Source organism: Bacillus sp. SD088, assembly GCF_017355205.1.
Lineage (GTDB): Bacteria > Bacillota > Bacilli > Bacillales > Bacillaceae_C > Lederbergia.
Map to the genome: position 1 here is coordinate 214,104 of NZ_JADIJK010000001.1, position 23,194 is coordinate 237,297.

24 protein-coding genes are annotated in these 23,194 nt (G+C 39.3%); 11 read left to right on the forward strand and 13 right to left on the reverse strand.

Going from position 1 to position 23,194, the window contains the following annotated elements; translation table 11 throughout:
- Nucleotides 1–162 precede the first annotated feature (162 nt).
- Complete coding sequence (locus tag IPU53_RS00860; RefSeq protein ID WP_207446440.1) at nucleotides 163–2,163, forward strand: transglycosylase domain-containing protein; 2,001 nt, start codon at nucleotides 163–165, stop codon at nucleotides 2,161–2,163.
- 498 nt (nucleotides 2,164–2,661) lie between these two features.
- Here the strand turns inward: IPU53_RS00860 and IPU53_RS00865 are convergent, their stop codons facing one another.
- Together IPU53_RS00865 and IPU53_RS00870 are read right to left on the reverse strand one after the other, a co-directional pair.
- Nucleotides 2,662–3,186, reverse strand: a complete 525-nt coding sequence (locus IPU53_RS00865; RefSeq protein WP_207446442.1) for a YwhD family protein — start codon at nucleotides 3,184–3,186, stop codon at nucleotides 2,662–2,664.
- A gap of 9 nt (nucleotides 3,187–3,195) precedes the next feature.
- Nucleotides 3,196–3,861, reverse strand: coding sequence for a site-2 protease family protein (locus IPU53_RS00870; RefSeq protein WP_207446444.1), 666 nt, complete (start codon nucleotides 3,859–3,861; stop codon nucleotides 3,196–3,198).
- 153 nt (nucleotides 3,862–4,014) lie between these two features.
- Between IPU53_RS00870 and IPU53_RS00875 the strand changes: the two genes are divergently transcribed.
- Nucleotides 4,015–4,203, forward strand: a complete 189-nt coding sequence (locus tag IPU53_RS00875; protein WP_207446446.1) for a 2-hydroxymuconate tautomerase — start codon at nucleotides 4,015–4,017, stop codon at nucleotides 4,201–4,203.
- 221 nt (nucleotides 4,204–4,424) lie between these two features.
- On the opposite strand, the gene IPU53_RS00880 is transcribed toward IPU53_RS00875, so the two are convergent.
- Nucleotides 4,425–4,934 carry a YwgA family protein gene (locus IPU53_RS00880; protein ID WP_207446448.1) on the reverse strand — a complete coding sequence of 170 codons (510 nt, stop codon included), beginning with the start codon at nucleotides 4,932–4,934 and terminating at the stop codon, nucleotides 4,425–4,427.
- Between the two features lie 53 nt (nucleotides 4,935–4,987).
- On the reverse strand, nucleotides 4,988–6,289 hold the full coding sequence (locus tag IPU53_RS00885) for an HD domain-containing protein (RefSeq protein WP_207446450.1): 1,302 nt from the start codon (nucleotides 6,287–6,289) through the stop codon (nucleotides 4,988–4,990).
- A 401-nt stretch (nucleotides 6,290–6,690) separates the two neighbouring features.
- Here IPU53_RS00885 and IPU53_RS00890 point away from each other — a divergent pair, with 401 nt between their 5' ends.
- Nucleotides 6,691–7,407 (forward strand): RsfA family transcriptional regulator, encoded by a 717-nt coding sequence (locus IPU53_RS00890; RefSeq protein ID WP_207446452.1) that lies wholly within the window; start codon nucleotides 6,691–6,693, stop codon nucleotides 7,405–7,407.
- A 443-nt stretch (nucleotides 7,408–7,850) separates the two neighbouring features.
- Here IPU53_RS00890 and IPU53_RS00895 read toward each other — a convergent pair whose 3' ends face one another.
- Together IPU53_RS00895 and pta are read right to left on the reverse strand one after the other, a co-directional pair.
- Nucleotides 7,851–8,684 carry a lipoate--protein ligase family protein gene (locus tag IPU53_RS00895; RefSeq protein WP_207446454.1) on the reverse strand — a complete coding sequence of 278 codons (834 nt, stop codon included), beginning with the start codon at nucleotides 8,682–8,684 and terminating at the stop codon, nucleotides 7,851–7,853.
- A gap of 390 nt (nucleotides 8,685–9,074) precedes the next feature.
- Nucleotides 9,075–10,070: a phosphate acetyltransferase gene (pta, locus tag IPU53_RS00900; RefSeq protein ID WP_242697977.1), complete on the reverse strand. Its 996-nt coding sequence runs from the start codon at nucleotides 10,068–10,070 to the stop codon at nucleotides 9,075–9,077.
- 525 nt (nucleotides 10,071–10,595) lie between these two features.
- Here pta and hemQ point away from each other — a divergent pair.
- Nucleotides 10,596–11,345 carry a hydrogen peroxide-dependent heme synthase gene (hemQ, locus tag IPU53_RS00905; protein ID WP_207446456.1) on the forward strand — a complete coding sequence of 250 codons (750 nt, stop codon included), beginning with the start codon at nucleotides 10,596–10,598 and terminating at the stop codon, nucleotides 11,343–11,345.
- 199 nt (nucleotides 11,346–11,544) lie between these two features.
- A complete protein-coding gene (gerQ, locus tag IPU53_RS00910; protein WP_396019874.1) occupies nucleotides 11,545–12,009 on the forward strand; it encodes a spore coat protein GerQ in 465 nt (154 codons plus the stop codon).
- A gap of 92 nt (nucleotides 12,010–12,101) precedes the next feature.
- On the opposite strand, the gene IPU53_RS00915 is transcribed toward gerQ, so the two are convergent.
- Nucleotides 12,102–12,473: a DUF423 domain-containing protein gene (locus IPU53_RS00915; protein ID WP_207446458.1), complete on the reverse strand. Its 372-nt coding sequence runs from the start codon at nucleotides 12,471–12,473 to the stop codon at nucleotides 12,102–12,104.
- Nucleotides 12,474–12,778: 305 nt separating this feature from the next.
- Nucleotides 12,779–13,069 carry a YwdI family protein gene (locus tag IPU53_RS00920; protein WP_207446460.1) on the reverse strand — a complete coding sequence of 97 codons (291 nt, stop codon included), beginning with the start codon at nucleotides 13,067–13,069 and terminating at the stop codon, nucleotides 12,779–12,781.
- Between the two features lie 178 nt (nucleotides 13,070–13,247).
- Here IPU53_RS00920 and IPU53_RS00925 point away from each other — a divergent pair, with 178 nt between their 5' ends.
- Entirely contained in the window at nucleotides 13,248–13,571 is a 324-nt protein-coding gene (locus IPU53_RS00925; protein WP_207446468.1) for a general stress protein, read from the forward strand.
- 114 nt (nucleotides 13,572–13,685) lie between these two features.
- On the opposite strand, the gene IPU53_RS00930 is transcribed toward IPU53_RS00925, so the two are convergent.
- Both IPU53_RS00930 and IPU53_RS00935 read right to left on the reverse strand, forming a co-directional pair.
- Nucleotides 13,686–14,468 (reverse strand): YhfC family intramembrane metalloprotease, encoded by a 783-nt coding sequence (locus IPU53_RS00930; RefSeq protein ID WP_242697978.1) that lies wholly within the window; start codon nucleotides 14,466–14,468, stop codon nucleotides 13,686–13,688.
- 219 nt (nucleotides 14,469–14,687) lie between these two features.
- Nucleotides 14,688–16,001: an ABC transporter substrate-binding protein gene (locus tag IPU53_RS00935; protein WP_207446472.1), complete on the reverse strand. Its 1,314-nt coding sequence runs from the start codon at nucleotides 15,999–16,001 to the stop codon at nucleotides 14,688–14,690.
- Between the two features lie 255 nt (nucleotides 16,002–16,256).
- Between IPU53_RS00935 and IPU53_RS00940 the strand changes: the two genes are divergently transcribed.
- Both IPU53_RS00940 and pdxK read left to right on the forward strand, forming a co-directional pair.
- Nucleotides 16,257–17,132 carry an AraC family transcriptional regulator gene (locus tag IPU53_RS00940; protein WP_207446473.1) on the forward strand — a complete coding sequence of 292 codons (876 nt, stop codon included), beginning with the start codon at nucleotides 16,257–16,259 and terminating at the stop codon, nucleotides 17,130–17,132.
- Nucleotides 17,133–17,280: 148 nt separating this feature from the next.
- Complete coding sequence (gene pdxK, locus IPU53_RS00945) at nucleotides 17,281–18,102, forward strand: pyridoxine/pyridoxal/pyridoxamine kinase (protein ID WP_207446481.1); 822 nt, start codon at nucleotides 17,281–17,283, stop codon at nucleotides 18,100–18,102.
- 156 nt (nucleotides 18,103–18,258) lie between these two features.
- On the opposite strand, the gene IPU53_RS00950 is transcribed toward pdxK, so the two are convergent.
- Together IPU53_RS00950 and IPU53_RS00955 are read right to left on the reverse strand one after the other, a co-directional pair.
- On the reverse strand, nucleotides 18,259–18,462 hold the full coding sequence (locus tag IPU53_RS00950) for a hypothetical protein (protein ID WP_207446483.1): 204 nt from the start codon (nucleotides 18,460–18,462) through the stop codon (nucleotides 18,259–18,261).
- A gap of 100 nt (nucleotides 18,463–18,562) precedes the next feature.
- Nucleotides 18,563–18,844 carry a hypothetical protein gene (locus IPU53_RS00955; RefSeq protein WP_207446485.1) on the reverse strand — a complete coding sequence of 94 codons (282 nt, stop codon included), beginning with the start codon at nucleotides 18,842–18,844 and terminating at the stop codon, nucleotides 18,563–18,565.
- Nucleotides 18,845–18,922: 78 nt separating this feature from the next.
- Between IPU53_RS00955 and IPU53_RS00960 the strand changes: the two genes are divergently transcribed.
- The 3 genes from IPU53_RS00960 (at nucleotide 18,923) to bshB2 (ending at nucleotide 21,647) form a co-directional block, all read left to right on the forward strand.
- A complete protein-coding gene (locus IPU53_RS00960) occupies nucleotides 18,923–20,356 on the forward strand; it encodes a carbon starvation CstA family protein (protein WP_207446487.1) in 1,434 nt (477 codons plus the stop codon).
- 76 nt (nucleotides 20,357–20,432) lie between these two features.
- Nucleotides 20,433–20,783 (forward strand): YojF family protein, encoded by a 351-nt coding sequence (locus IPU53_RS00965; RefSeq protein WP_207446489.1) that lies wholly within the window; start codon nucleotides 20,433–20,435, stop codon nucleotides 20,781–20,783.
- 180 nt (nucleotides 20,784–20,963) lie between these two features.
- Nucleotides 20,964–21,647 (forward strand): bacillithiol biosynthesis deacetylase BshB2, encoded by a 684-nt coding sequence (gene bshB2 / locus IPU53_RS00970; RefSeq protein WP_207446491.1) that lies wholly within the window; start codon nucleotides 20,964–20,966, stop codon nucleotides 21,645–21,647.
- Nucleotides 21,648–21,946: 299 nt separating this feature from the next.
- Here bshB2 and IPU53_RS00975 read toward each other — a convergent pair whose 3' ends face one another.
- Nucleotides 21,947–23,188, reverse strand: coding sequence for a hypothetical protein (locus IPU53_RS00975; protein ID WP_207446492.1), 1,242 nt, complete (start codon nucleotides 23,186–23,188; stop codon nucleotides 21,947–21,949).
- Nucleotides 23,189–23,194 lie beyond the last annotated feature (6 nt).

Consider the following 23,194-nt stretch of genomic DNA (forward strand, 5'->3'; position numbering starts at 1 on the left):
CATGTAATTAGTAACTTTTCTATTATAAGAAAGATTTTAGTGAAAGTCCATTCTACTAACAAGATTAGGATTTGCAAAAAAAATCCATTTTCCATGAATAAAACTGGGAAACTTTCCTCATACTGGGTGATAGGAGATTGCTAGAATGTAGGAGGTGGGTTCATGGAAGCAGAAATAAAAGTGCGGAAAAAGTGGAGAAATATTCGGTTGCTATCTTATATTGTATTATTGATGGTCGGCCTTATTTTAATTATGGGGTTATCTTTTATTATTTATCTTAAAATCCTTGGACCACCACCGTTAACAATTCCGCAATCAACCTTATATTACACCTCAGACGAAACAGTTTTTGGTGAGAGTCATAATGGGGAACGTAGATATTGGGTGGGAAGCCAGGATATTTCTCCAGCTGTCATGGAAGCGACCCTCTCTATTGAAGATCAAACCTTTTATCAACATCACGGTTTTGATTTTAAAAGAATTGCTGGAGCCATTTTAGCCAATATACAGGCAGGACAAAAGGTGCAAGGCGCCAGTACGATCACGCAACAATATGCTCGTAACCTTTTTTTAACAATGGATAAAACATGGAGTCGAAAAATATCGGAAGCGATGTATGCGGCACGTTTGGAATTCCATTACGATAAAGATCAGATTTTAGAAGGCTATTTAAATACAATCAATTTTGGGCATGGGGCTTATGGGATCGAGTCTGCCAGTCAATTTTATTTTGGCAAAAGTTCAAAAGAGTTAACTCTTGCAGAAGCCTCTATGTTAATGGGTATTCCGAAAGGACCCAATATTTATTCGCCATTAAAATCGGAAGAAAAAGCGAAAAAGCGGCAAATGCTTATTTTAGATGCCATGCAGGAAAACGGTTATATTCAAGCAGATGAGAAAAAAGAAGCGCTCAATGAAACATTAACTTTTGTAGGCGAGCATCCACATCATCGAGCTGATATGGCTCCCTATTTTTATGATATGGTCCAAAAAGAGTTATCAACAACGGTTGGATTAGATGAAAGAGTCATTGCTTTGGGTGGCCTGCAAGTATACACCACTCTAGATACGGAACAACAGAAAATAGCGGAAGATGTGGTCGAAAAGGTGATTCCTGATTCATCGGATATCCAAGTGGGGTTTGCGGCAATGGATCCGCAAACTGGATTCGTAACAGCCATGGTCGGGGGAAGGGATTACAATGAAAGTTCATTTAATCGAGCTTCCCAAGCGATACGGCAACCAGGCTCAGCCATCAAACCGTTTCTATATTACGCAGCCTTAGAGCATGGCTTCACCCCTGCTACTCAACTTCGGAGTGAGAAGACAACCTTTAAATATGATCATGGACAATCCGAATATGCTCCTCATAATTTTAATAATCATTATGCGGATGACGAAATTACGATGTCACAGGCGCTTGCCGTCTCAGATAATATCTATGCTGTGAAAACACATTTATTTTTAGGTGCGAATGTTCTCGCCAATACAGTTAAACAATTCGGTATCAAGTCTGAAATGAAGCCTGTACCTTCTTTAGCTTTAGGAACATCTGGATTAAAAGTAACGGAGCTCCTCAATGGCTATAGTATGTTCGCAAATGGGGGCAAAAAGGTGGATCCCATTTTTATTACAAGGGTAGAAGACCGAAATGGAAACATCCTTTATGAAGCGAAGCCTGACCAGGAGCAAGTCTTAAATCCGCAATTGGCCTTTGTCATGAGTCATATGATGATGGGCATGTTCGATCATCGTTTAAACGGATACGCCTCCGTGACGGGAGCCTCTATGACAGGGAAAATGAGTCGAGATTATGCAGGAAAATCAGGATCTACGAACACGGATTACTGGATGGCGGGTTTTACTCCAGGATTAGCCTCTGTCGTTTGGACAGGTTATGACCAAGGGGAAGAAATCACGCTAACCGCTGATAAATTATACGCCAAAAACATTTGGCTTCAATTTATGGAACAATCCATTGACCAGCAATCAGAGGAACAACATGTCTTCAAACCTCCTTCGGGCGTAGAAGCCGTCCCAATGGATCCAGAAAATGGCCTATGGGCCACCGACATGTGCCCAACCTTCAGGCTCACCTACTTCCTCAAAGGCACTGCACCAGAGGAAGTTTGTACCGAACATCTTTTAGGAGGCCCTTTTTAGGTGTCTGGCACGCCCCAGATTTTTCCGAATGATAAAATAGAGTAACAAAACAACCTCGAGGTGTGCGGCCTTGAGGTTGTTTTGCGAAAGCGGAGACTTCCGCTTTTCTTTGTCCAGCTTCTGTCTCCAGCGTCTAGCAAATTAACACTTTCTTCCTACGATAAGTCAACATCCTTTCGCTTTTCAAGCTCATGGTGTTTCCTTTATCTCGTCAGAAAGCTTTTAATTTGTACGCCGCTAAACGGAGACTTCCGCTTTTCTTTGTCCAGCTGCAGGCGGTAGGGGCTCGAGGTCAAATAACCTGGAACCTCGGAAGGGAAAGACCACCCTTCCGCGTTTCCAGAACATTTGCTTGTCGCCCCTAAGCAACCGCCTTCCGCTTTGCTGTGTCCTAGTTTGCTGTGCAAACCATATGTTAGTTTACTGATTTTTGTAAAAAACGGCAAGAAAAACGATTAGGTCCAAGCGAAATATTTTATTTCAACAAGGATTCTATTTTTAAAGAAAAGCGTTCTTTACTTCTTCTTCTGTTCGTTCCCATATCTCGGCATCGTATTGTTTTAAAAATTCCCCTAGTTTGTGTCGCGACTCTTGGTCCATATGATCAACGATAATTTTTCCTTTCATCGCCTTATCCATGTAATTGACGTGCTGGGGCATTGATTTATATCCTCTGCGTGCAGGTCGATTGATATATAATTCACACGCAGTCACTCCTGAGTAACAAGGCCCCTCAGGTTTCCGATCTAAAACCACCCAGATTACCCAATATTTTTTCGTGTCTTCTTCAGGGTATTGAGCAAGCAACTCCTCTAATGATTGAACATATCTCACCCCACGCTCTGTTTTGCTGCGAGCATGCATAACCTGAGGATCAATCCAAATTTCCCCTTCTGCCACATCAATCAATAATGGTGTCACATTTTCTAAACTAAGCGATCCAACTCCATATCCTTTATGTCCATCAACAGGATCGTTTTTTAATATATTAAATTCAACCTTGCGCTTATTCGGCTCCATCATTTAAACCTCCTAAAAAAATATAGAAAACATTCGTTGGATACTTTGAATGAAAAAGGGAATAGCCGTATTAATAATCGGATAGATCGTATATCTCCCTAACGGCGTAATCACTAAAATTAAGAAAATAAGGGCGCCAAATGATTCGAATTGCGTCATCTTTGCCCTCACCTTCGTTGGCAAAAGATCTTCCAAAATCCGATACCCATCTAAAGGTGGAAGCGGGAGTAAATTAAAAACAAATAATAATACATTAAAATAAATAAACAGATTAAAGAACTGAATTACAAGTGGATGTAAAGATCCGGCAACCCCTGTTACAACCAATATGTAGAAAATACCTGTGCCGATAATCGCGAGGATAAAATTACTAATTGGTCCCATAAGGGAAACAAAGATTCCACCTACACGAGGATTCTTAAAATGATATCGATTAACAGGCACGGGACGGGCCCAGCCGAAACCAGCAATTAATATCAATAATGTTCCCAAGGGATCTAGATGCTGAATCGGGTTGAGTGTCAGTCTTCCCTGCTCCTTCGCTGTATTGTCTCCTAATTTATAAGCTGTAAAGGCATGGGCAAATTCATGTACTGTAAAAGCTATCAATAAAACCACCACAATCAGTGGCAATTGTTCTAGCGGAAAACGCAAAAAACTATCTAGAAACCTTTCCACATATCCAACTCCTCATTATTAAGAATATCTACGCTTGCCTCATATTATACAAAATTTTTGGATAAACCTCATACAATCTGTTCCGGGTATTGATTCAAAATCACAAAAGGAATACACTTTTAGGTGTACATAACTTGAGATGAGGTGATCGAAATGCCCTATGTGACAGTAAAAATGCTTGAAGGTCGAACAGAAGAACAAAAAAAGGCCCTTGTAGATAAGGTTACAGCTGCTGTAAGTGAGACAGCTGACGCTCCAAAAGAAAAGATTGTCGTCTTCATTGAAGAAATGAGTAAAAATCATTATGCAGTTGGCGGAAAACGCTTAAGTGATGAAGATTAGAAAACCGTTTAGTGACATACAAACTTTTAAAGGTAAAAGAAACACGATGAGCCTAGAATGCGAGTCGATGTTGAATTATCGCAGGAAGAAACCGAAAAGTTTGCTAGGGTGCTGAAGCTATTTATGCTCCCCCTACCGTTTTTAAAATTTAAGACAGCAGTTCGACTTAATGGCTTCCTGCTGTCTTTTCTTATTCAATATAACAGTGCTATTCTTTTACTTCACAAAGATATTTTTGTCTTTCTTAACATTGCAATATATTGATAGGCTTCCTCAATCTCCTCACTTGTGTACCCCTGTTTTGGCTTTAGCGTCTGAATTTTCTCCTCAACCTCTTCACGTGGATCTTGTTCAAAATAAAGCACAGTTGAGACAAGCTCAAGAAAACGGGCACTTTGCTCATTCATACTGGACAAGCACTCTTTTAAATGTGGAACTTCCACATTGTATTCTTCTAAAAATTCGCTACCGTTCTCAGTCATTCTATATTTATATTGAGAATATCCACCTTTATCTTCTTTCATTTCATCTAAAAAACCAAAATTGCATAGTTCCTCAACACGTAAGCTCAATTCTTCAGAATAGGGTCCATAAAAATGGAATTCAAATTTTTCCTGAAATGGAAAGCCCAATTTCTTCGCTATGTAGATCATTTTTTGTAATTTTTTCCGTCCCGTTACTTCTCCAGATAAGGCAAATACATTCATTAATCTTTGATGATCATTTAGCATGGCAAACGAATCAACTCCTGGTTCTATTTTTCAATCTTTCTTTCAGAGGATAGTCAATGTTTTTCTAAGATGGACAAGATTTGCTTCTTCACTTCTCGGTGCTTTGAGTTATCTAGCAGGAGTTCACGTGGATAATATAATTTATGATCTGTCCGCAGTTTGCCGGATATCGCTTCAACAATAGCAGATTCCCGAGATAGTTCATGGCGTTCCTGATTAGGCATTAATAAATGGATGGGGAGACGCTCCTCTTCTTCCCCTGGCCGATAAAAATCATACGGCAAATCGGAGGAGGAATCAACCGCCAAATAATAATCAGGATCAATTTCCGCTTTTTTAAATAGCTCCTCTAGCTGTCCCAGCAGTTTATACTGTTTTGACGGGTCAAACTCCACATATTTAAATAATTTCCGATTCATAAATCGAGAGCATAAATCTTGCAAAATCACATCTTTCTCTTCTTCCCACATTTGGAAATAATAAAGGATCACCGGCTCATCTAATTTTAAATAATCCTCTAAACCTATTTTTTCTTCAAATAAGGAGACAAAATGAGTAGGATAATATTTAAATTGATAGTCATCCTGATATAAAGCCTTTGCTCGTTGCAATATTTTAGTCAAAATCACTTCAGCACTACGTGTAACTGGATGAAAATACACTTGCCAATACATTTGATAGCGACTCATAATATAATCTTCTACTGCATGCATACCCGTTGTTTTAAACACAACTTGGTCTTCTGTTGGCCGCATAACTCGCATGATTCGTTCCATATCAAAATGCCCATAGCTTACGCCTGTAAAATAGGCGTCTCGTTGCAGATAATCCATACGATCAGCATCAATTTGACTGGATATCAAGCTAATGACGAGCTTATCAGGATATGTTTTTCCAATTACATCCGCAACTTTTTGCGGAAAATCGGCACTTACTTTATGTAAAACGGCATAGACCTCTGTATCACCTAAAATAATTTGCTTTGTAAACTGTTCATGATCTGTATGATACACCTTCTCAAATGAATGCGAAAATGGTCCATGTCCAAGATCATGCAAAAGTGCCGCACATAATGACAGCAACCTTTCATTTTCGTTCCATTCTGGACGTCCTTGAAAGACATCATCCACAATTCTACGTACAATTTCATATACCCCAAGTGAATGATTAAAACGACTATGCTCTGCCCCATGAAAGGTTAAATAAGTCGTCCCTAATTGTTTAATTCGTCGTAGACGTTGAAACTCTTTTGTTCCAATCAAATCCCAAATAATTTGATCTTGTACATGAACATAGCGATGAACAGGGTCTTTAAATACCTTCTCTTCACTTAATTTTAAATTGGAATGATCCATTGATTTGGCCCTCTTCCTATCTAGCATAATTTTATTATAGCGGCTTTAGATACTTATATAAAGTCCCGATTTCCTATCAACTTATAATCCAAGATATCCATTTAGGTTGAAAACAAAGAATTGATTGCGCAACTGTCCAGACTTCCTCTCGATTTTTTAATAACCACGCATGGATTGCAAACGATTTACAATTATTTTCATCATTATTTTTTATTCTTGTATAAAAATGATTTGATCTGTCCATGATAGTACTAATCAAAGAAGTTAGCATTTGTCTATTCTAACAGAAATGAAGTTAGCAAATCTCGAGATAACTTCTACTAAATCATAACTTTTTACAATTAGCAAATGCTTAAAAAGGAAAATTAATTTTGGGAGAAAAAAAATAGGAGATGATGAGAATGAAAACAAGACAAGACGCTTGGACAGAAGAGAATGATTTATTGCTAGCGGAAACGGTGTTAAGACATGTTCGCGAAGGAAGTACACAGTTAAATGCTTTTGAAGAAGTGGGGGATAAATTAAATCGCACCTCTGCTGCATGTGGATTCAGGTGGAATGCTGTTGTTCGTCACCAATATGAAAAAGCATTGGATTTAGCTAAAAAACAGCGCAAGCAACGTCATCGTGTTATGGGGAAAGAGCAAAGCGGCAAAAAGAAACTGCTTTACCAGCCACCTATGACGCTTCTCGATGAGGCAGATATGGAAATGGATGAAGCATTCGAAATCTTAAATGGTGAGTCAATGAGAGCAGAGTCTACTAACTTTCAAGAAAATCTTTTACCAGCACCAGTTGAACCGACTGGCGATCTGAATATGCAAAAGATCATCTCATACCTACAAACTTTGCAAAATTCTGGTTTCCAACAAGAAATTTTACAAAGAGAGAATGAGAGATTGAAAAAGCAGCTCCGCGACGTAGAGGCGGAAAATAATACTCTTCAGAAACAAGTTGCCAAATTGGAGGACAACTCCGTCACAATGCAGGAAGACTATGAGACCCTAATGAAAATTTTAAATCGCGCTCGAAAATTAGTCTTATTTGATGAAGAAGAAGCTCCCCCGACATCCTTTAAAATGGACCGAAACGGCAACCTAGAAAAAATGGCCGAGTAAGAACAAAAGCGCAAGCGCCCGTTTAACGACGTACAAACTTTTTAGGGTTCTGACGAGATAAAGGAAACACCATGAGCTTGGAAAGCGAATGGATGTTGACTTATCGTAGGAAGAAGCTGAAAGTTTGCTAAGCGCTAGGCGCTGCAGCTGGACAACAAGAAAAGCGGAAGGCGGTTGCTTAGGGGCGACAGGCAAATGTTCCTGAACCTGAAAAGGGGTGAATTTCCCCTTGTTAGGTTCAGGGTTATTTGACCCCGATCCCCTACCGCCTGCAGCTGGACAGAGAAAAGCGGAAGTGCCTGTTCAGCGCTGTACAAACTTTTATAATAAGGTTGAACAGCTAAGAACACACCACTCTGCCCCATCCTGTGGGCCTGATTACGTATAATTGTTTTTATCATATAGATGCAAAAATAGAGCCATGACTTCCCCCTGTCAAGGCTCTATTTTTTGATGATCAGCTGTTCATTTCGCTTGACCATCCGCTCATAATATTCTTGGAACCAATCCAATTCCATCCCTCGAAGTTGACCCGTGAATAGTTTGTCACATTTGTTATTCATCACTTGAAGAAAACGTTGCATCACAGCTTGGATGGAAAATTCCACTCCCAATAATTCAGCTAAAGAAGCCATTACATATACTTGAATGTTCGGAAACGCAAACTTTGTAGAAGCCTGATACTGAGCATGCTCGTAAAATTCTTTGACGAGAGTGGCCCGTTTTGCTCCACTTCCCGCTACACAAAGATAAATTTGCACAGCAACCGCTTTTCGAATTCGTCGTTGGGAAATGCCCGCGAACTTTTTTCCTCCAATGCTGAGATCATAGCTTCCGGGACAGTAAGAACCAACAATTTCTCTGGCTTCAATCTCACAATCAAAATCAGCAAACATTAACTGGACAAGCTCCCACATCGCATCATAACCGCGATTAATATCGATGCCCTTCTCCGTGTCCGGAAAAATTAAAGATAGATTTAACACATTTTCATCTAGAGCCACTGCTAGTCCACCGGAATTACGGACAATCCCTGTGTAATTCTGTTCTTGCAAAAAGCGAAGACCTGCATGCAAATTAGGAAGTTTTGTATCCTGGATTCCTAACACTAATGTGGACGGATGCACCCATGCACGTAGGGTAGGTGGGGATTCCCCGCTCCCCACTGACCTACATAAAGTATCATCCATCGCAAACGATTGAATGGCATGAAAATAAGGATTATATCCTGATTGATCGATCAAGCGCCATTCCTTTTGCCTTAATAATTCTGACATTCTTTTTCTCCTATTAATACGTGTTCAAAAAAGAGGATAAAAAGGACCAAGTCGGCTAAAAGCGCTGACGTCCTGTCAGCAACACCGATACTAGTACACCTGTACGTCGATAAGTTCGAGCGGACTTGTGCGTGTGTGCTGACTTCTACGTTGCCCACAGGACGTGCGATTTTAGTAGAAGAACCTTATCCTGATACATGAGCATAAGGTAAACTTCCCACAATCCGCACCGCACGATGGAAAAGTGTTTCTTTTCCGAACAGCGCAGAAACAAACCAACGAGCTTGCGCATGCGTGGTGACTTCAACGTTCAACACAGGAAGTGTCGGTACTTAGTCGAAATCCTTTATCTCGCAGTGTCATTTTTACCGACTTTTTGAACATCTTTTATTAGTTTTTCTCCATTGATTGGATCGCTGTCACAACAGCCAAATGATAAACATCCTCTTCACTACACCCGCGAGAGAGGTCATTAACTGGTGAATTCAATCCTTGCAAAATTGGTCCAACTGCCTCAAAACCACCTAATCGTTGAGCTATTTTATAGCCAATGTTTCCAGCTTCTAGACTTGGAAAAACAAATACGGTCGCATCTCCTTGCAGAGGAGAATTAGGAGCCTTTTTACTTGCTACAGAAGGAACGATAGCTGCATCAAATTGAATTTCCCCATCAATCACAAGTGTTGGATCCATTTCTTTTGCCAACTGTAAGGCTTCCTCTACCTTTTTCGTTTCATCAGATACAGCTGATCCTTTTGTTGAAAAACTAAGCAAAGCAACACGCGGATCAACATCAAACATTTTAGCCGTCTTGGCACTTTCTACAGCAATTTCTGCTAAGTCTTGTGAGTTTGGGGCAATGTTGATGGCACAGTCAGCAAATACGTATTTTTCCTCACCCTTTACCATCACAAAAACACCCGACGTTTTGCTTAGGCCAGGCTTCATTTTAATAATTTGTAAAGCTGGTCTAACTGTATCTGCTGTAGAATGGGCTGCACCACTTACCAAACCGTCTGCCTTTCCCATGTAAACCAGCATCGTGCCAAAGTAATTTTCATTTTGCAATAATTTCTTAGCATCTTCCTCTGTTGCTTTTCCTTTCCTCCGTTCCACAAATGCAGCGACCATTTTATCTATTTCAATATAATTTTGTGGATCATAGATTTCCATTAGATCTAAGGAAATCTTTTGTTCCTTTGCTTTATCTTGAATATCATTTATATCACCTATTAAAACAGGAGTAAGAATTTCTTCTGAAGCGAGACGTCCCGCCGCAGCTAATACCCGTGGATCCAATGCCTCGGGGAACACAATTTTTCTATCCCATCCTTGTACTTTTCTTTTCAATTCTTCAAATAAACCATGATTTGATTGAGCCATCATAAAAGCCTCCTATCTTCATAATAAGAATCAAAGGTTAAAGTCGCAACATCCTATCGCTTCGCTAGCATTAGTACGTGGCGACGCCTTTGTAACCAACTAACTTCCTGTTGGTCTCCACCTAAGCATATACCTTTTTACCCAGTAACACATAATGATATTTATATTCTTGTCGTTTTTTCTACATTTTTGATTGGAAACTGAATAGTTGGAAAAACTATGATATAGTTTGGTTAAGTATTAATAGTGCGTGTTCAAAAAGGAGGATAAAAAGGACCAAGTCGGCGACTACACTGACGTCCTGTCAGCAACGCCGACACTAGCACATCCTGTGCGTCGAAAGTTCGAGGCGGCATAGCCTTGAGCAGCGGAGAGGCAAGCCAACGAACTTGCGCGTGTGTGGTGACTTCGACGTTCGACACAGGACGTGTCGGTGCTTAGTCGAAGATCATTTATCCCGAAGTGTTATTTTTACCGGACTTTTTGAACATCCTCTAATAAGATATTTTACATATAGGAGTGGATAAAATGAGTGAAGCAGTAGTCACATTAGATGGTTGGTATACACTTCAAGACTTTAGAAAAATAGATTGGGCTTCATGGAAGTTACTTTCAAATGATGAACGCCAAGCTGCTATCCAAGAATTCCAGCAATTTTTGGATAAATTAAATGAAGTACAGGAGCATAAAGAAGGCAGCCATGCGCTTTATACAATTTTAGGCCACAAAGCTGACTTTATGTTTATGGTATTAAGACCCACATTAGGAGAATTAAATGAGATTGAGAATGAGTTTAATAAATTAACAATCACAGAATTTACCCTACCTACTTATTCATATCTCTCTGTTGTGGAGTTAAGTAATTACCTCGCTGGCGATTCCGATGAAGATCCTTATCAAAACCCTTATGTCCGTAGCCGACTCTATCCAATATTACCTAAAACACAGCATGTTTGCTTCTATCCAATGGATAAACGCCGGGAGGGAAATGATAACTGGTACATGCTTCCAATGGAGGAAAGAAGAGAACTTATGAGGAGTCATGGTTTAATCGGTCGGAAATATGCTGGAAAAATCAAGCAGCTTATTTGTGGCTCAGCTGGTTTCGATGATTTTGAATGGGGTGTGACTCTATTTTCCGATGATGCTCTCCAATTTAAAAAGATTGTTTATGAAATGCGCTTTGATGAAGCGAGTGCTCGTTATGGAGAGTTTGGTGCCTTCTTTGTCGGAAACCTGCTAGAAGACCAAGACCTATCTCACTTCTTGCATGTATAAACATATTTAAACAAATAAAAACACAGTAACCACACTGTGCTCCAATCCCTATCCTTATCTTCAAGGTTAGGGATTTTTTATTCGACAAAATCTGGGGCGTACCAGGCATTTAATTAACAGGCATATCTCTGCTTAGGGATACATACAAATGAAAGAGCAACAAATTTCATGGAGAACCTATTTATAAGGAGTGAGACTCTTGGCAAATTCGAATCCATACCAAGCGAATTCCGGCGGCTATTATCCTATGTATCCCATGCAGCAAATGCCAAATCCGAATGGTCCACAACAGGGACAAAATCCAAATTTCTATCAACCTCAGCCGATGCAAATGCCGAATCCGAATGCAGGTGCAAAAGCTGGTAACAATGTTCCAGGAATGCTCCCGATTGAAGAGTCCTATATTGAGAATATATTGAGGCTAAACAAAGGGAAACTCGTCGATGTTTACACAACCTTTGAAAACAATCGGGAATGGAACGCCAAAGTTTTTACAGGTATTATTGAGGCTGCCGGAAGGGATCATGTCATTCTAAGTGATCCAGAAACCGGAAAAAGGTATTTAATTCCGATGGTCTATGTAGATTATGTAACATTTAATGAACCCGTCGAATATGAATATCCCTTTGGTTCTGGTCCCCTTGCCTCTGCACCACCGCGTTAGGGCAGCAGGACTTTGGTGGAGCACTAATCACTTGGTTAAAAATGCACTGAGAAACAAGTTTTGTTTCCCAGTGCATTTTTATGTTTTTAGAACTATAGATGTTTCACCGCAAAAATAACCAATAAAACCCATGATACGAGAAAGGCAATTCCCCCCAAAGGCGTAATCGCCCCTAATACCTTGATACCCGATGTACTTAATACATATAAACTCCCTGAGAATAAGATAATTCCGATTAGCATCATCCAACCAGACCATGACAAAAGAGAGGATGCCGGATATTTTCCAGCAAGGATCCCAATTGCGAGCAAGCCGATTGCATGAAACATTTCATATTGAACTCCTGTTTTCCAAACTTCTAAGTATTTCGGCTCTAACTTCCCCTCTAAACCATGGGCGCCAAAAGCTCCTAACGCAACGGCTAAAAAGGCATTCAAAGCACCTAAGATAATAAAAATTTTCATTATGTCCAACCTTCCTTTTTAAAAATTCATTCATATCTAACAGATCTTTATATATGGAAAATAATCCACCTGAACAAACACTTCTACTATATTCTATTAGCCGTTAAAAGCTTTCTATTAGCCGTTGCAGGATCCTATTAGCCATTATTTACATTCTATTAGCAGATAACCGCTTTCTATTAGCCATTAGGCCCACGGGTAGTTGGTCAGAACAGCGTTGTGCCGTGCAGGAGGTACTAGTGCAGAGGAAGCGACAGGACGTCGCAATTTGCATCTGCCACCGGGCGCTTTTATAAAAGTTTGTTTTAAAAATCAAATATAGAATCCCCATTAGCTCCATCTTCTGTTTTAATGGGCTCTGATTGCGGAATGGATATTGGCTTTGATTGGGTTTGCTGTGTAAAAGTTGGCGTGAATTCAGAAACCTTCTCCTTTTTTTCCGCATGCTGATTGAGTTCCTCTCCCCCTATTCCAAGCTCCGCTAATGTTTTCACTGTATACAGATGAGCTTTTCTAGTAGACATCTCACTCGCATGTTTTGCCTTATTTATCTCCTCTTGCATTTTAGCTAATAAAACTTCATAGGAAACGCCCATTATAATCACCTCTTATCCATCTAGCTTAGGGTTTATCGATTGAAAAAGCAAAAATTTTATCCGCAAGTTTTGAAAAAATCCCCTTCTATGAGAATGAAAAACAAATAGATGTTTGAAATACTCAAAATCGGAAATATACATAATGTGCAGATCATATTTCTAAGGAGGATGATTGTTAATGAATAGAATTGAAGTTTGTGAAAATGGTGTAGAAGCTAATAATATTATTACTCAGTTAACAGCCCAAGGTTTTTCTCACGATGATATCTATTTATTTACCCATGATGATGATCGAACAGAAGATCTAGCGGATGCTACTAAAGTAGAAACAGTCGGCCTTCAAGAAGAAGGTGTTGTGGATTCTGTAAAAAACGTCTTTCGAAAAAAAGGAGACGAGCTTCGAGCAAAATTCGAATCAGTCGGTCTGACACATCAGGAAGCCGAGAAGTATGAAAGCATTCTAGATAAAGGACAAGTTGTGATTGTGGCTCAGCAACACTAGGCAAATAGGGCTGTGATCATTAAACTCGAAAATAAAAACATTAAAGCCCAAGATTGCTGATTTAACAGCATTCTTGGGCTTTTAATTTTGAAAAACATAATAGTCATAATTAAGCTATACTTTTGGTACGGCCTCTTTATACAATCTCCTTGATTTCACAATCCAAACAATCGCGATTACGGCAACAAGGGCATAAACGATCTCCACAAAGAGGATATTTTCAATTGTTCCTGTTTGATAAAGCGCTGCAGGAAAGTCAATGATCGCATGGATAAGAATCGCGAGAAAATAGAAGATAATCTTCCTATTTTTCACACCATACATCACCAAGATCGATAATCCAAGTTGAATCGCAAGCGCGCTAACTCTTTCAATTCCGCCTAGCCATACAAGAGCTGAACTTCCTGTTAGCTGATCCTTCGCCATTTGCAGCGATGGCTCCATCGAAGCAAGAGAATCAAAAGAGCCATTATTAATCATAATCGCCATAACAAGAGTGCTAATACTCGATATCCCCACCAACACAGCTGCTTCAAAGCCACCATGCCCTAATCCGAAGGAAAGACCATCTTTCCAGTCACGGTATTTTTTCAGGACATATTTCATCATAATCAAACGTCCCGTTTCCTCAAAAAGACCCGCCATTAGGCCACCATACAGCATATACAGCCAAGGATTCTCTAACCATTCTTTTGTTGTCGCATTTCCAACTAGAAAATAAGTATGGGGGATATTCTCTAGTATTAACGCAAAAACCAAAAAGGTCGCCATTCCAATTAAGAGAACATATAACGAAATACCAAATTTCTTTTTAAATAAAACGACTAATACAATCGGTAAGCCGATTGCAAATAACATGGATGCAATAAGTGCAACAAACATAGAAGTAGAAACCAACGTTTACCATCTCCTTTCTAGATACTTGACCCCATTTCTGTTTTTATCTCCTATTGCATACGAATAAAGGGAATAAAAGTTTCATTCCATTCATTTTTCCTCACTCTTCTGAATTGTTCTCCAGCTAAAATGATCGTTTTCACCTTTTCCTTCTAAGGTTTTATCATTTTTCTCTGCAAAATAGGCTACCCTATAGGATAGCCCACCCTCAATATTTCATTATTCCTGCTTTGCTTTCTCGTCTTTAATATTAATTTCGATCTCTTCTTGTAATTTCCGTAAAAAAGTAACAACATCATCATCAGACTTTGCAAAATCATCTAATTTATAATCAACTAATCGATCCCATTGGCTTTGACTTTTTAATTCAGCAGGAGTCAATTCATAAAAAGCAGCAATATTTTTATCTTTGTAGCTAGGTACCTCTGCTCCTGTTTGACTATATATCTCTTCATCCAGTAAAACAGTCCCACTTGCCATCGCACGGGATATTTTAAGCTGATTTTCTTTTGATACATATTCTGACAAAATCGCAAAGGCCTCTTCCACATGTTCACTATCTTTCATAATCATCATTGGGGTTGTAGTCAAATAAGGATGGACACCTGGTTTTTCTGGCCACGTAGGCAAGGGTGCGATATCAATATGTTCCTTTGTTCCTTCTAAATCGCCCCAATCATATAGCAATGTTTGATGCCACCCCGCATTCATTGCAGCAAACCCTTGGGCAAATAAATCCCCTTCTTCTTCAACATCCATAATGCCAGGAATACTATAATATCGATCCATTAATTCATAATATTTTTTAAAAGCAGGCTCCTTCGTCAATAACACTTCATCTGTGTCAGGATCGATAGGATTAACTGCCCACTGTTCTATAGGGATTTTCGGTTCATCAAAAACCAGTCCCATATACTTTTGACCGTTTCTTTCTCCAGTCATTTGTTTCGCAAGTTCCATGGCCTCATCCCAAGTGATCTCACCAATAGGATACTCCACTCCAAACAAATCGAAAATATCCTTATTATAAAAGAGAGCTTTAAATCCTACACCATCTGGCATCCCTATCAATCTTCCTTCTGGGTCATAAGAGCGTGCATAGGAAACTAAAGCTGGATTAAGGTCCTCTAGGTTAAAATCACTTTGTGCGATAAGATCATCAAGTGGATAAATTAAATCATCATCTAGTAATTGTTTAATGGTGTCATAGTGAATACTCACAACAATATCTGGAACGACACCAGATGCAAAGATTTCTTCTAAATTTCCCCAGGTTGTATCAAAAGGGATCCGTTCAATCTTAATATTGCCTAACTTCTTCTCTATTTCTTTAAACCTAGAATCAAAAATTTGATCATCCCAACCGATGGCAATTTTAATCGTCACTGGCTCATCTGATTTTTCTTCTTTGTTATCTTGTTGATCGGTTTCCATCCTTTTCTCCCGCGATTCGTTATGTGTATTCGTAGAACAAGCGGTCATGAAAATAAATAGAAGTCCTACAATCATCCATCGAAACCACTTCTTAGTCATCGTACGATACCCCCTCAAGAATTTAGTAGCCCAATTAGATAGAGTTTGGATAATATTTTGCTTTATTTTCCACTCCTTTCCAAAGCTTGTAAGATGAAAGCGTTTGTAATAATATATTAATGATACATGCCTAGAGTAGGATTTTCTCTATCTTATCTTGCTTGTTTTTCGCACAATTTTGATTTTTGACTTTTTATAAAAGTAGAATTAAACAATACTTTCACTTTTTATTGACTAGTACTAGGGGGATCTTCCATGGATGAGCAAGTTGAGTATCAGGAGTTTCCGACATTAAAAAGTAAATCCTTCCCATATTTTATTTATCAACCGCCAAAAGACAATCCTTTAACTCTCTTTCACCCCCATTGGCACGAACAAGTTATAGAATTAATTTACATGGTAGAAGGAGAAGCAAAATTTCAAATAGATGGGCAGACATTCCATGCGGTTAGGGGCGATATTTTTTTCATTCGTGAAAATCTCATCCATGCTGGGGAAGCAATCGGCGAAACACCCGATTATTATGCGATTCTATTTAATAGAAAATTATTAATTAATCCTGAGCTTATGGACTATTGTGATAATAACAATTTCTTGATTACTCACTTATTACCGCCGCCAGTATTAAAACCAGCTGACGCCAATTATCAGATGTTTTTAGAACCATTACAAGGCATTGTTGAGGAATATAAAGGACAAAAAGTCGGTCATGCAATAGCTATAAAAGCATACATCTTCGTCATCACAACGGCATTAGCTAGACTTTATTCATCTAACGAGAAATCTAGCCGAAGTGTGAAAGCTGATAAACGGAATATTAATTTGCTCAATCAAATCATTCATTATGTAGAACAGCATTACCATGAAAAAATTACCCTAGAAGAAATAGCCTCTATTACTAACATGAGTCCATCTCATTTTTGCAGAATATTCAAGAAACAGACGGGAGGAACATTCACTGAATTCGTCAATAAATATCGCATCAAAAAGTCCAAGAAACTGCTTGACGATCATAGTCTAACGATTACAGATATATCTGATGCTGTTGGCTTTTGCAATATCAACTACTTTGGCCGCCTATTCCGAAGATATAACAAATGTACTCCCATACAGTACAGGCATCGACAATAGCCATTTGATGCTGAACAATAGAAGCTGGGTGACTCTTTACACAGCGTCTTTCTAAATTAAATGGGCCAAAAAATAAATATCTTTTATTTTCAAATCAATTGGTATATCCTAAAAAGAAACATTCTTTATGAGCTAGGAGGAAAAAGAAATGGTCATGAAAAAAGTTTTAACTCTTGCTGGCTCGGATTCAAGTGGTGGAGCTGGAATCCAGGCTGATTTAAAAACATTCCAAGAATATGGCGTGTACGGTATGAATGCTTTAACATCTATCGTCACAATGGATCCAAACAATAGCTGGAGCCATGATGTCTTTCCAATAGATGTTGATACAGTAGAAAAGCAATTAAACACAATTCTATCAGTTGGGATCGATGCTATGAAAACAGGGATGCTCGGTTCTGTTGAAATTATTGAGTTAGGTGCTCAAAAATTGGATGAACATGCATTAGAGAATGTCGTGATTGATCCTGTAATGGTATGTAAGGGCGAGGATGAGGTTTTACAACCGGAAAATACGGATGCAATGCGTGAGCTTCTTGTCCCACGGGCTTTAATTGTAACGCCAAACCTATTTGAAGCTGGACAATTAGCACAAACAGGTCCTGTCAAAACCATTGATGGGATGAAGGAAGCCGCTGTGAAAATTCATGAGCTAGGGGCAAAAAATGTTGTCGTAAAAGGTGGAAAAGCGCTAGCACATGACAAAGCAATCGACCTTTTCTATGACGGTCATGACTTTACCCTACTTGAATCAGATAAACTAGAAACAACCTATAACCATGGGGCTGGTTGCACTTTCGCTGCTGCGATTACTGCGAACCTAGCGAAAGGAAAATCAGTCAAGGATTCCGTCATTTCTGCCAAAAACTTTGTGACAGCCGCTATCCAACATGGATGGAAGCTAAATGAATATGTTGGACCTATCATGCATGGTGCCCATTTTACATTTGAAGAAAATACAGAGAAATAAAAACTTGCCCAGAAAAGGGAATTCTTCTTTTCTGGGCGTTTTAGGGCTTGAGCAGAATGTGCTGACTTCCGTGCCCCATAGGACGTGGACAGATCCTTACTTTTTTTAAGAAAAGCACTATGAAAAATAAAACAAATCAATGGCGTCCCCATAGATTTAATACCCTTCTCTCCATAATTCTTTTAGCCATTTAATTGCATCTAGCATATCTTCACTGTGATCAGCAGCCAATCTTTCCAATTCCGCGGTTTCAACCATTTTCATGTGGCACCAAAATGGTTTTGGCAGCTGCTGCAACCATGTAACTTCCTCTTTTTTAAGCACATCCTCTAGATTGCTTCCCACAGTCACTGGCAGCATTTACGGCTATTCCCTCCCAAGACCTGCTTGCTCCATTAATTCACGTACTTCTAATGTAAAAGAAAACTGCCACCGATCTTCATGCAAATCTTCTTCCTCACTAACTTCGATAAAACTCGGGTCTTTCCCTTTGCAAAAGCCGATCCATTAACCCATATTTAACAGGTTCATCCACGAAGGTTCCATTAGGGAATGCAAAAAGATTGATATAACTTTCCTGTAAACTTTGCTTACAGTCTAATCGATCCTTTTCCCATACTTCTTCATATAAATCGTCTAATCCTTGTCTTTCATCTTTACTTAGGCTCCTGGTTAGCTCTTTTGTTTGTAACTCCTCTATTCCATCGTACACTCTTATACGATCAGCTTTATTCATTCCCAACAAATCATCCCCTATTGTTCTAAATCTTCTTTTACTAGAATAACATTGGAAGCAAAAGATTCAATGGGGGAAGTAAAAATGCAGACCTTTTTAGGAGGAATCATTCTTTTAATTCTAGGGTACTTTACATATGGAAAGATTGTTGAGAAGATATTCGGCATCAAACATAGTCGTCCTACTCCTGCATTTGTCAATCATGATGGGGTCGACTACATGCCAATGAACTCATCCAAAAATGCTTTAATCCAATTGCTAAATATTGCGGGGACAGGCCCCATTTTCGGTCCGATTATGGGAGCTTTATACGGGCCTGTTGCCTTTGTTTGGATTGTGATTGGATCTATTTTTGCCGGGGCGGTTCATGATTATTTAATAGGGATGATTTCTATTCGCAATCGCGGCGCTCATTTGCCCGCATTAGCGAGCAAATTTTTAGGACAAACAATGAAATATCTTGTTCATGTGTTAGCTGTTCTGCTGCTTTTATTGGTAGGGACTGTTTTTGTTATCACACCTGCTAGTCTACTGCATGTTTTAATGGATGGAAAGATTGCATTGGGAATGATTGTTTTTATTATTTTTAGTTATTATATCCTTGCTGCCCTTTTACCGATCGATCAAATCATCGGACGATTGTATCCATTTTTCGGTGCGCTGCTAATCCTAAGTGCAATTGGTGTCGGCGTTGGACTTATCATCACTAGAGCTCCGATTCCGGAGTTGTCCTTGACAAACCTTCACCCTAAACAGACACCGATCTTTCCACTTTTATTTTTTACTATTACATGTGGAGCCTTATCAGGATTCCATGCTACGCAAACCCCGATTATTTCCCGTACTATACAAAAAGAAAGCCAAGGCAGGAAAATATTTTATGGGATGATGATTGCCGAAGGAGTGATTGCGATGATTTGGGCAGCCGCAGCGATGAGCTTATTTGATCCTGGTGAATTGAATGACCTTTTAGCAACAGGTGGACCAGGAGCGGTTGTCAATAAAGTTTCGACCTCTCTGCTTGGCGCAATAGGTGGGACACTCGCTGTACTTGGAGTGGTTATCCTTCCCATTACATCTGGGGACACAGCTTTTCGTAGCGCTCGTATGATTATTGCCGAATATTTAGGTTTAGCGCAAAGAAAATTTTCTAGCCGCTTATGGGTTGCCTTTCCTTTATTTACTATTGCCTTTCTGCTAACCAAAGTCGATTTCAACCTGTTGTGGAGATATTTTAGCTGGGCAAATCAATCGACTGCTGTGATCACTTTATTCATTGGTGCAATGTATTTATATATTGCGCGAAAAAATTACTGGATCTCACTCATCCCTGGAACGTTTATGCTTATCATGGTTTTCACTTATATTTTGCAGGCAAAAATTGGTTTCCATTTGCCGGTGACAACTTCTTGGATAGGTAGTTTGATCGGAACCTCGATTGTTCTCATTTTTTTCTTTCATATTGCGAAAAAAGCGCGAGAAAATAATTGGCCAATTGAGGAGAAGCTTTCTAGGTAGAATAAGTGCCAACACTTATTTTTCGTAATTTTCCTTTCCTAGTAGTAAAATAATAATTTAGAAAGGAGGTTATATTGTGGAGAAGATTCGTATCGATGAAGTCCAACAATTAATCAATACTTTTGCGACAGAACAAGTTTACATACATTTAGAAACAACCAACGGAGCCTATGCCTCCCATAATGACGAAACATTTTTTTCAGCTGGGGCGTATATTCGCAATGCTGAAGTTTGTTACGAATATGGCAAAATTGTCGGAGATGGGCCCTATCGGATCGGTCTAAAGCTAGCGATTGGCTGGATTTATGCAGAAGGTCTTACCCATTTCGAGTTAGATAATGAAGGAAGATTACTGCTTGCAGGCCATGGATATGATGGGAAGCTAGCTGTTGCTTTAGAAATTAGTAAAACACCATTTAAATCTTGATAGAGGATGTTCAAAAAGTCCGGTAAAAATGACACTTCGGAATTCTTCGTTGGCTTGCCTTTCTGCTGCTCATGTATCTAAAAACATACATTCCGCTGCTCAAGGCTGCGCCGCCTCGAACTTCTTGGTCCTTTTTATCCTCCTTTTTGAACACACACTAATAGAAAGGGGTTGCTCCATATGGAAAAAGAACGTCACGTTTTAGTTGTATTCCCGCATCCAGATGATGAGGCCTTTGGTGTCTCTGGAACGATGGCCAGTCATATACAAAATGGTACACCTGTTACTTATGCCTGCCTTACTCTCGGGGAAATGGGGAGAAATTTAGGGAATCCTCCTTTTGCCACAAGGGAATCCCTTCCAGAAATCCGTAAAAAGGAACTACAGGCTTCTGCAGACGCAATGGGTGTCACCGACTTACGAATGATGGGCTATCGTGATAAAACATTAGAATTTATCCCAGATGAAGAGTTGACTAATCTTGTCTTTAATCTAATTGAGGAATTGAATCCTTCTTTAGTAATCTCCTTCTACCCTGGATATTCGGTTCATCCGGATCATGAAGCAACTGGTCGTGCAGTCGTTCGCGCAGTTCGTAGACTGCCTAAAGAAAGTCGTCCAAAGCTTCACTGTGTTGCCTTTGCGAAAAACCATGAAGCTGAAATTGGCGGACCTGATATCAAACACGATATTAGTGCCGTGTCTGAACGGAAATTTTGGGCACTAAAAGCTCATCTTTCACAAACGGTATGGATGTTGGCAGATCTAGAAAAGCAAATGGCTCAGGAAAAAACAGGATTACCAGAGCACTTTCTAACAGAACGCTTTTGGACATATCCTTGGGATCGGGACAAGGTTTTATAAAATAGGTTGGGACATAACTAAAATATTAAGCTCCAAAGACGAAACGATGTATTATCTTAGCGGAAGAAATATACGTAGACTCCTGCGGGAAGTGAGAGTTCGGCAAGATCCCGAAAGGCAAAGCCTGAGGAATCTTGCCACTCGCCCGCGGAAAGCGAAGTATATTTCCGGAGCGAGTATATGCATCATACTAGTTCGTTTTTTTCTTTTGTGAAAACACTTTTATCTTTGCCACTTTATATGTTAAAGCCCGTTTCAATTTATGCAGTAATCAAGCTTTTATCTAAAGTAAAGTCATGCTATTCCCATAGCTTTTTGCCAGTTTGCGCATCCACAAACATGTGACAATCAATCATCCAAGTTGACTTTAGCCTCTTGTGTTTTATGTCATATAAATAATAGGGTTCAAAGAAGATATCTTGGTTGAGGATAGCTGTTGCCTCCTCTTTTGTCACCTGCGGCTTCGGTATAGAAGAATCTACCAGTTCCTCAAACAATTCACGTTTATTTAATATCTCGATTATACCTTTATCTTTTGAATCGTAAACGAATTTGAATTTGTCCATGATCCGATCAAGAGTCGATATAGGGCTAACGCTTGCTTCTATCATTCCATGCTGACGTTCAAGCCTTTCTACCACCCACTTCCCACTTTCATTTGGTCGGTGCATCCTCATGTAATCGGTTATAACCTGGAAACATGCTTCTCTCTCATCTTGTGAAATCGGGATGGCATCGGGATGTGGAACAGAAACATCCATCTCATCCTCCGAAATAATATGCGACTTTCTAAAACATTCCCAAAGTTTACCAAGCTGATGTTCTGATCTAGGTATTTTTTGTATCGTTTTTTCATTCGACCATTCAAGTACGAATCTTTCTTCCTCATCATCCAGAAAGGCTTCCTCCACTCCATAAAGGAGCTGGTAACCATTTTCCTTTAAAGTGCCAAACAGAATGACCTGTTGATTTTTCCATTCTTCAATATTTCTTGGTTCTTTTTCACTTGCTGCCTCGACCTGGATTTTTGGATAAAACTTCGAAAAGAATCCAGACAATGTAAAGAAAACGATCACGCCTTCACCGTTTACCTTAACTTCCAGATAACCTCCCGGAGAAATTTTCCTTCCAGCTAATCTTGAAGTAAAGAAATACTCAAAGCCATTTTCCCCTTGTTCTTCTCGTTCTAATTCATAATCTACCTTTTGTTGTAGTCCTGTATTTTCCTGTATCCAAGCTACAACATCTTTTTGTTTAGTGCTAGATAGAGGTAAAGGTTTTTTTCGAAGATCCGCATTTTGTACAACAATAAAGCTTGTAAGTAAATCCAAAGTCAAATTTACCTCAGCATACACGGTCCCCGGTGGATTCAGATCATCGATCATCGCTGTTCCTGGAGGAAACCATTCTATTCCAATTCGGTATTCTGTTGTTTGAATAGGTGAAACCTCTCTTCGAATGGTTGCACTTTTTAATTGAAAATCTTGTAATGCCCAAGCATTACTTATTCTCTCTGTCCACTTTTTAACGATATGACTCATTTTATC

Coding starts and splice junctions, on each gene's coding strand:
- IPU53_RS00860 (WP_207446440.1), top strand. CDS start 163: ATGGAAGCAGAAATAAAAGTGCGGAAAAAGTGGAGAAATATTCGGTTG.
- IPU53_RS00865 (WP_207446442.1), bottom strand. CDS start 3,186: ATGATGGAGCCGAATAAGCGCAAGGTTGAATTTAATATATTAAAAAAC.
- IPU53_RS00875 (WP_207446446.1), top strand. CDS start 4,015: ATGCCCTATGTGACAGTAAAAATGCTTGAAGGTCGAACAGAAGAACAA.
- IPU53_RS00880 (WP_207446448.1), bottom strand. CDS start 4,934: ATGCTAAATGATCATCAAAGATTAATGAATGTATTTGCCTTATCTGGA.
- IPU53_RS00885 (WP_207446450.1), bottom strand. CDS start 6,289: ATGGATCATTCCAATTTAAAATTAAGTGAAGAGAAGGTATTTAAAGAC.
- IPU53_RS00890 (WP_207446452.1), top strand. CDS start 6,691: ATGAAAACAAGACAAGACGCTTGGACAGAAGAGAATGATTTATTGCTA.
- IPU53_RS00895 (WP_207446454.1), bottom strand. CDS start 8,684: ATGTCAGAATTATTAAGGCAAAAGGAATGGCGCTTGATCGATCAATCA.
- pta (WP_242697977.1), bottom strand. CDS start 10,070: ATGATGGCTCAATCAAATCATGGTTTATTTGAAGAATTGAAAAGAAAA.
- hemQ (WP_207446456.1), top strand. CDS start 10,596: ATGAGTGAAGCAGTAGTCACATTAGATGGTTGGTATACACTTCAAGAC.
- IPU53_RS00915 (WP_207446458.1), bottom strand. CDS start 12,473: ATGAAAATTTTTATTATCTTAGGTGCTTTGAATGCCTTTTTAGCCGTT.
- IPU53_RS00920 (WP_207446460.1), bottom strand. CDS start 13,069: ATGGGCGTTTCCTATGAAGTTTTATTAGCTAAAATGCAAGAGGAGATA.
- IPU53_RS00925 (WP_207446468.1), top strand. CDS start 13,248: ATGAATAGAATTGAAGTTTGTGAAAATGGTGTAGAAGCTAATAATATT.
- IPU53_RS00935 (WP_207446472.1), bottom strand. CDS start 16,001: ATGACTAAGAAGTGGTTTCGATGGATGATTGTAGGACTTCTATTTATT.
- IPU53_RS00940 (WP_207446473.1), top strand. CDS start 16,257: ATGGATGAGCAAGTTGAGTATCAGGAGTTTCCGACATTAAAAAGTAAA.
- pdxK (WP_207446481.1), top strand. CDS start 17,281: ATGGTCATGAAAAAAGTTTTAACTCTTGCTGGCTCGGATTCAAGTGGT.
- IPU53_RS00950 (WP_207446483.1), bottom strand. CDS start 18,462: ATGCTGCCAGTGACTGTGGGAAGCAATCTAGAGGATGTGCTTAAAAAA.
- IPU53_RS00960 (WP_207446487.1), top strand. CDS start 18,923: ATGCAGACCTTTTTAGGAGGAATCATTCTTTTAATTCTAGGGTACTTT.
- bshB2 (WP_207446491.1), top strand. CDS start 20,964: ATGGAAAAAGAACGTCACGTTTTAGTTGTATTCCCGCATCCAGATGAT.
- IPU53_RS00975 (WP_207446492.1), bottom strand. CDS start 23,188: ATGAGTCATATCGTTAAAAAGTGGACAGAGAGAATAAGTAATGCTTGG.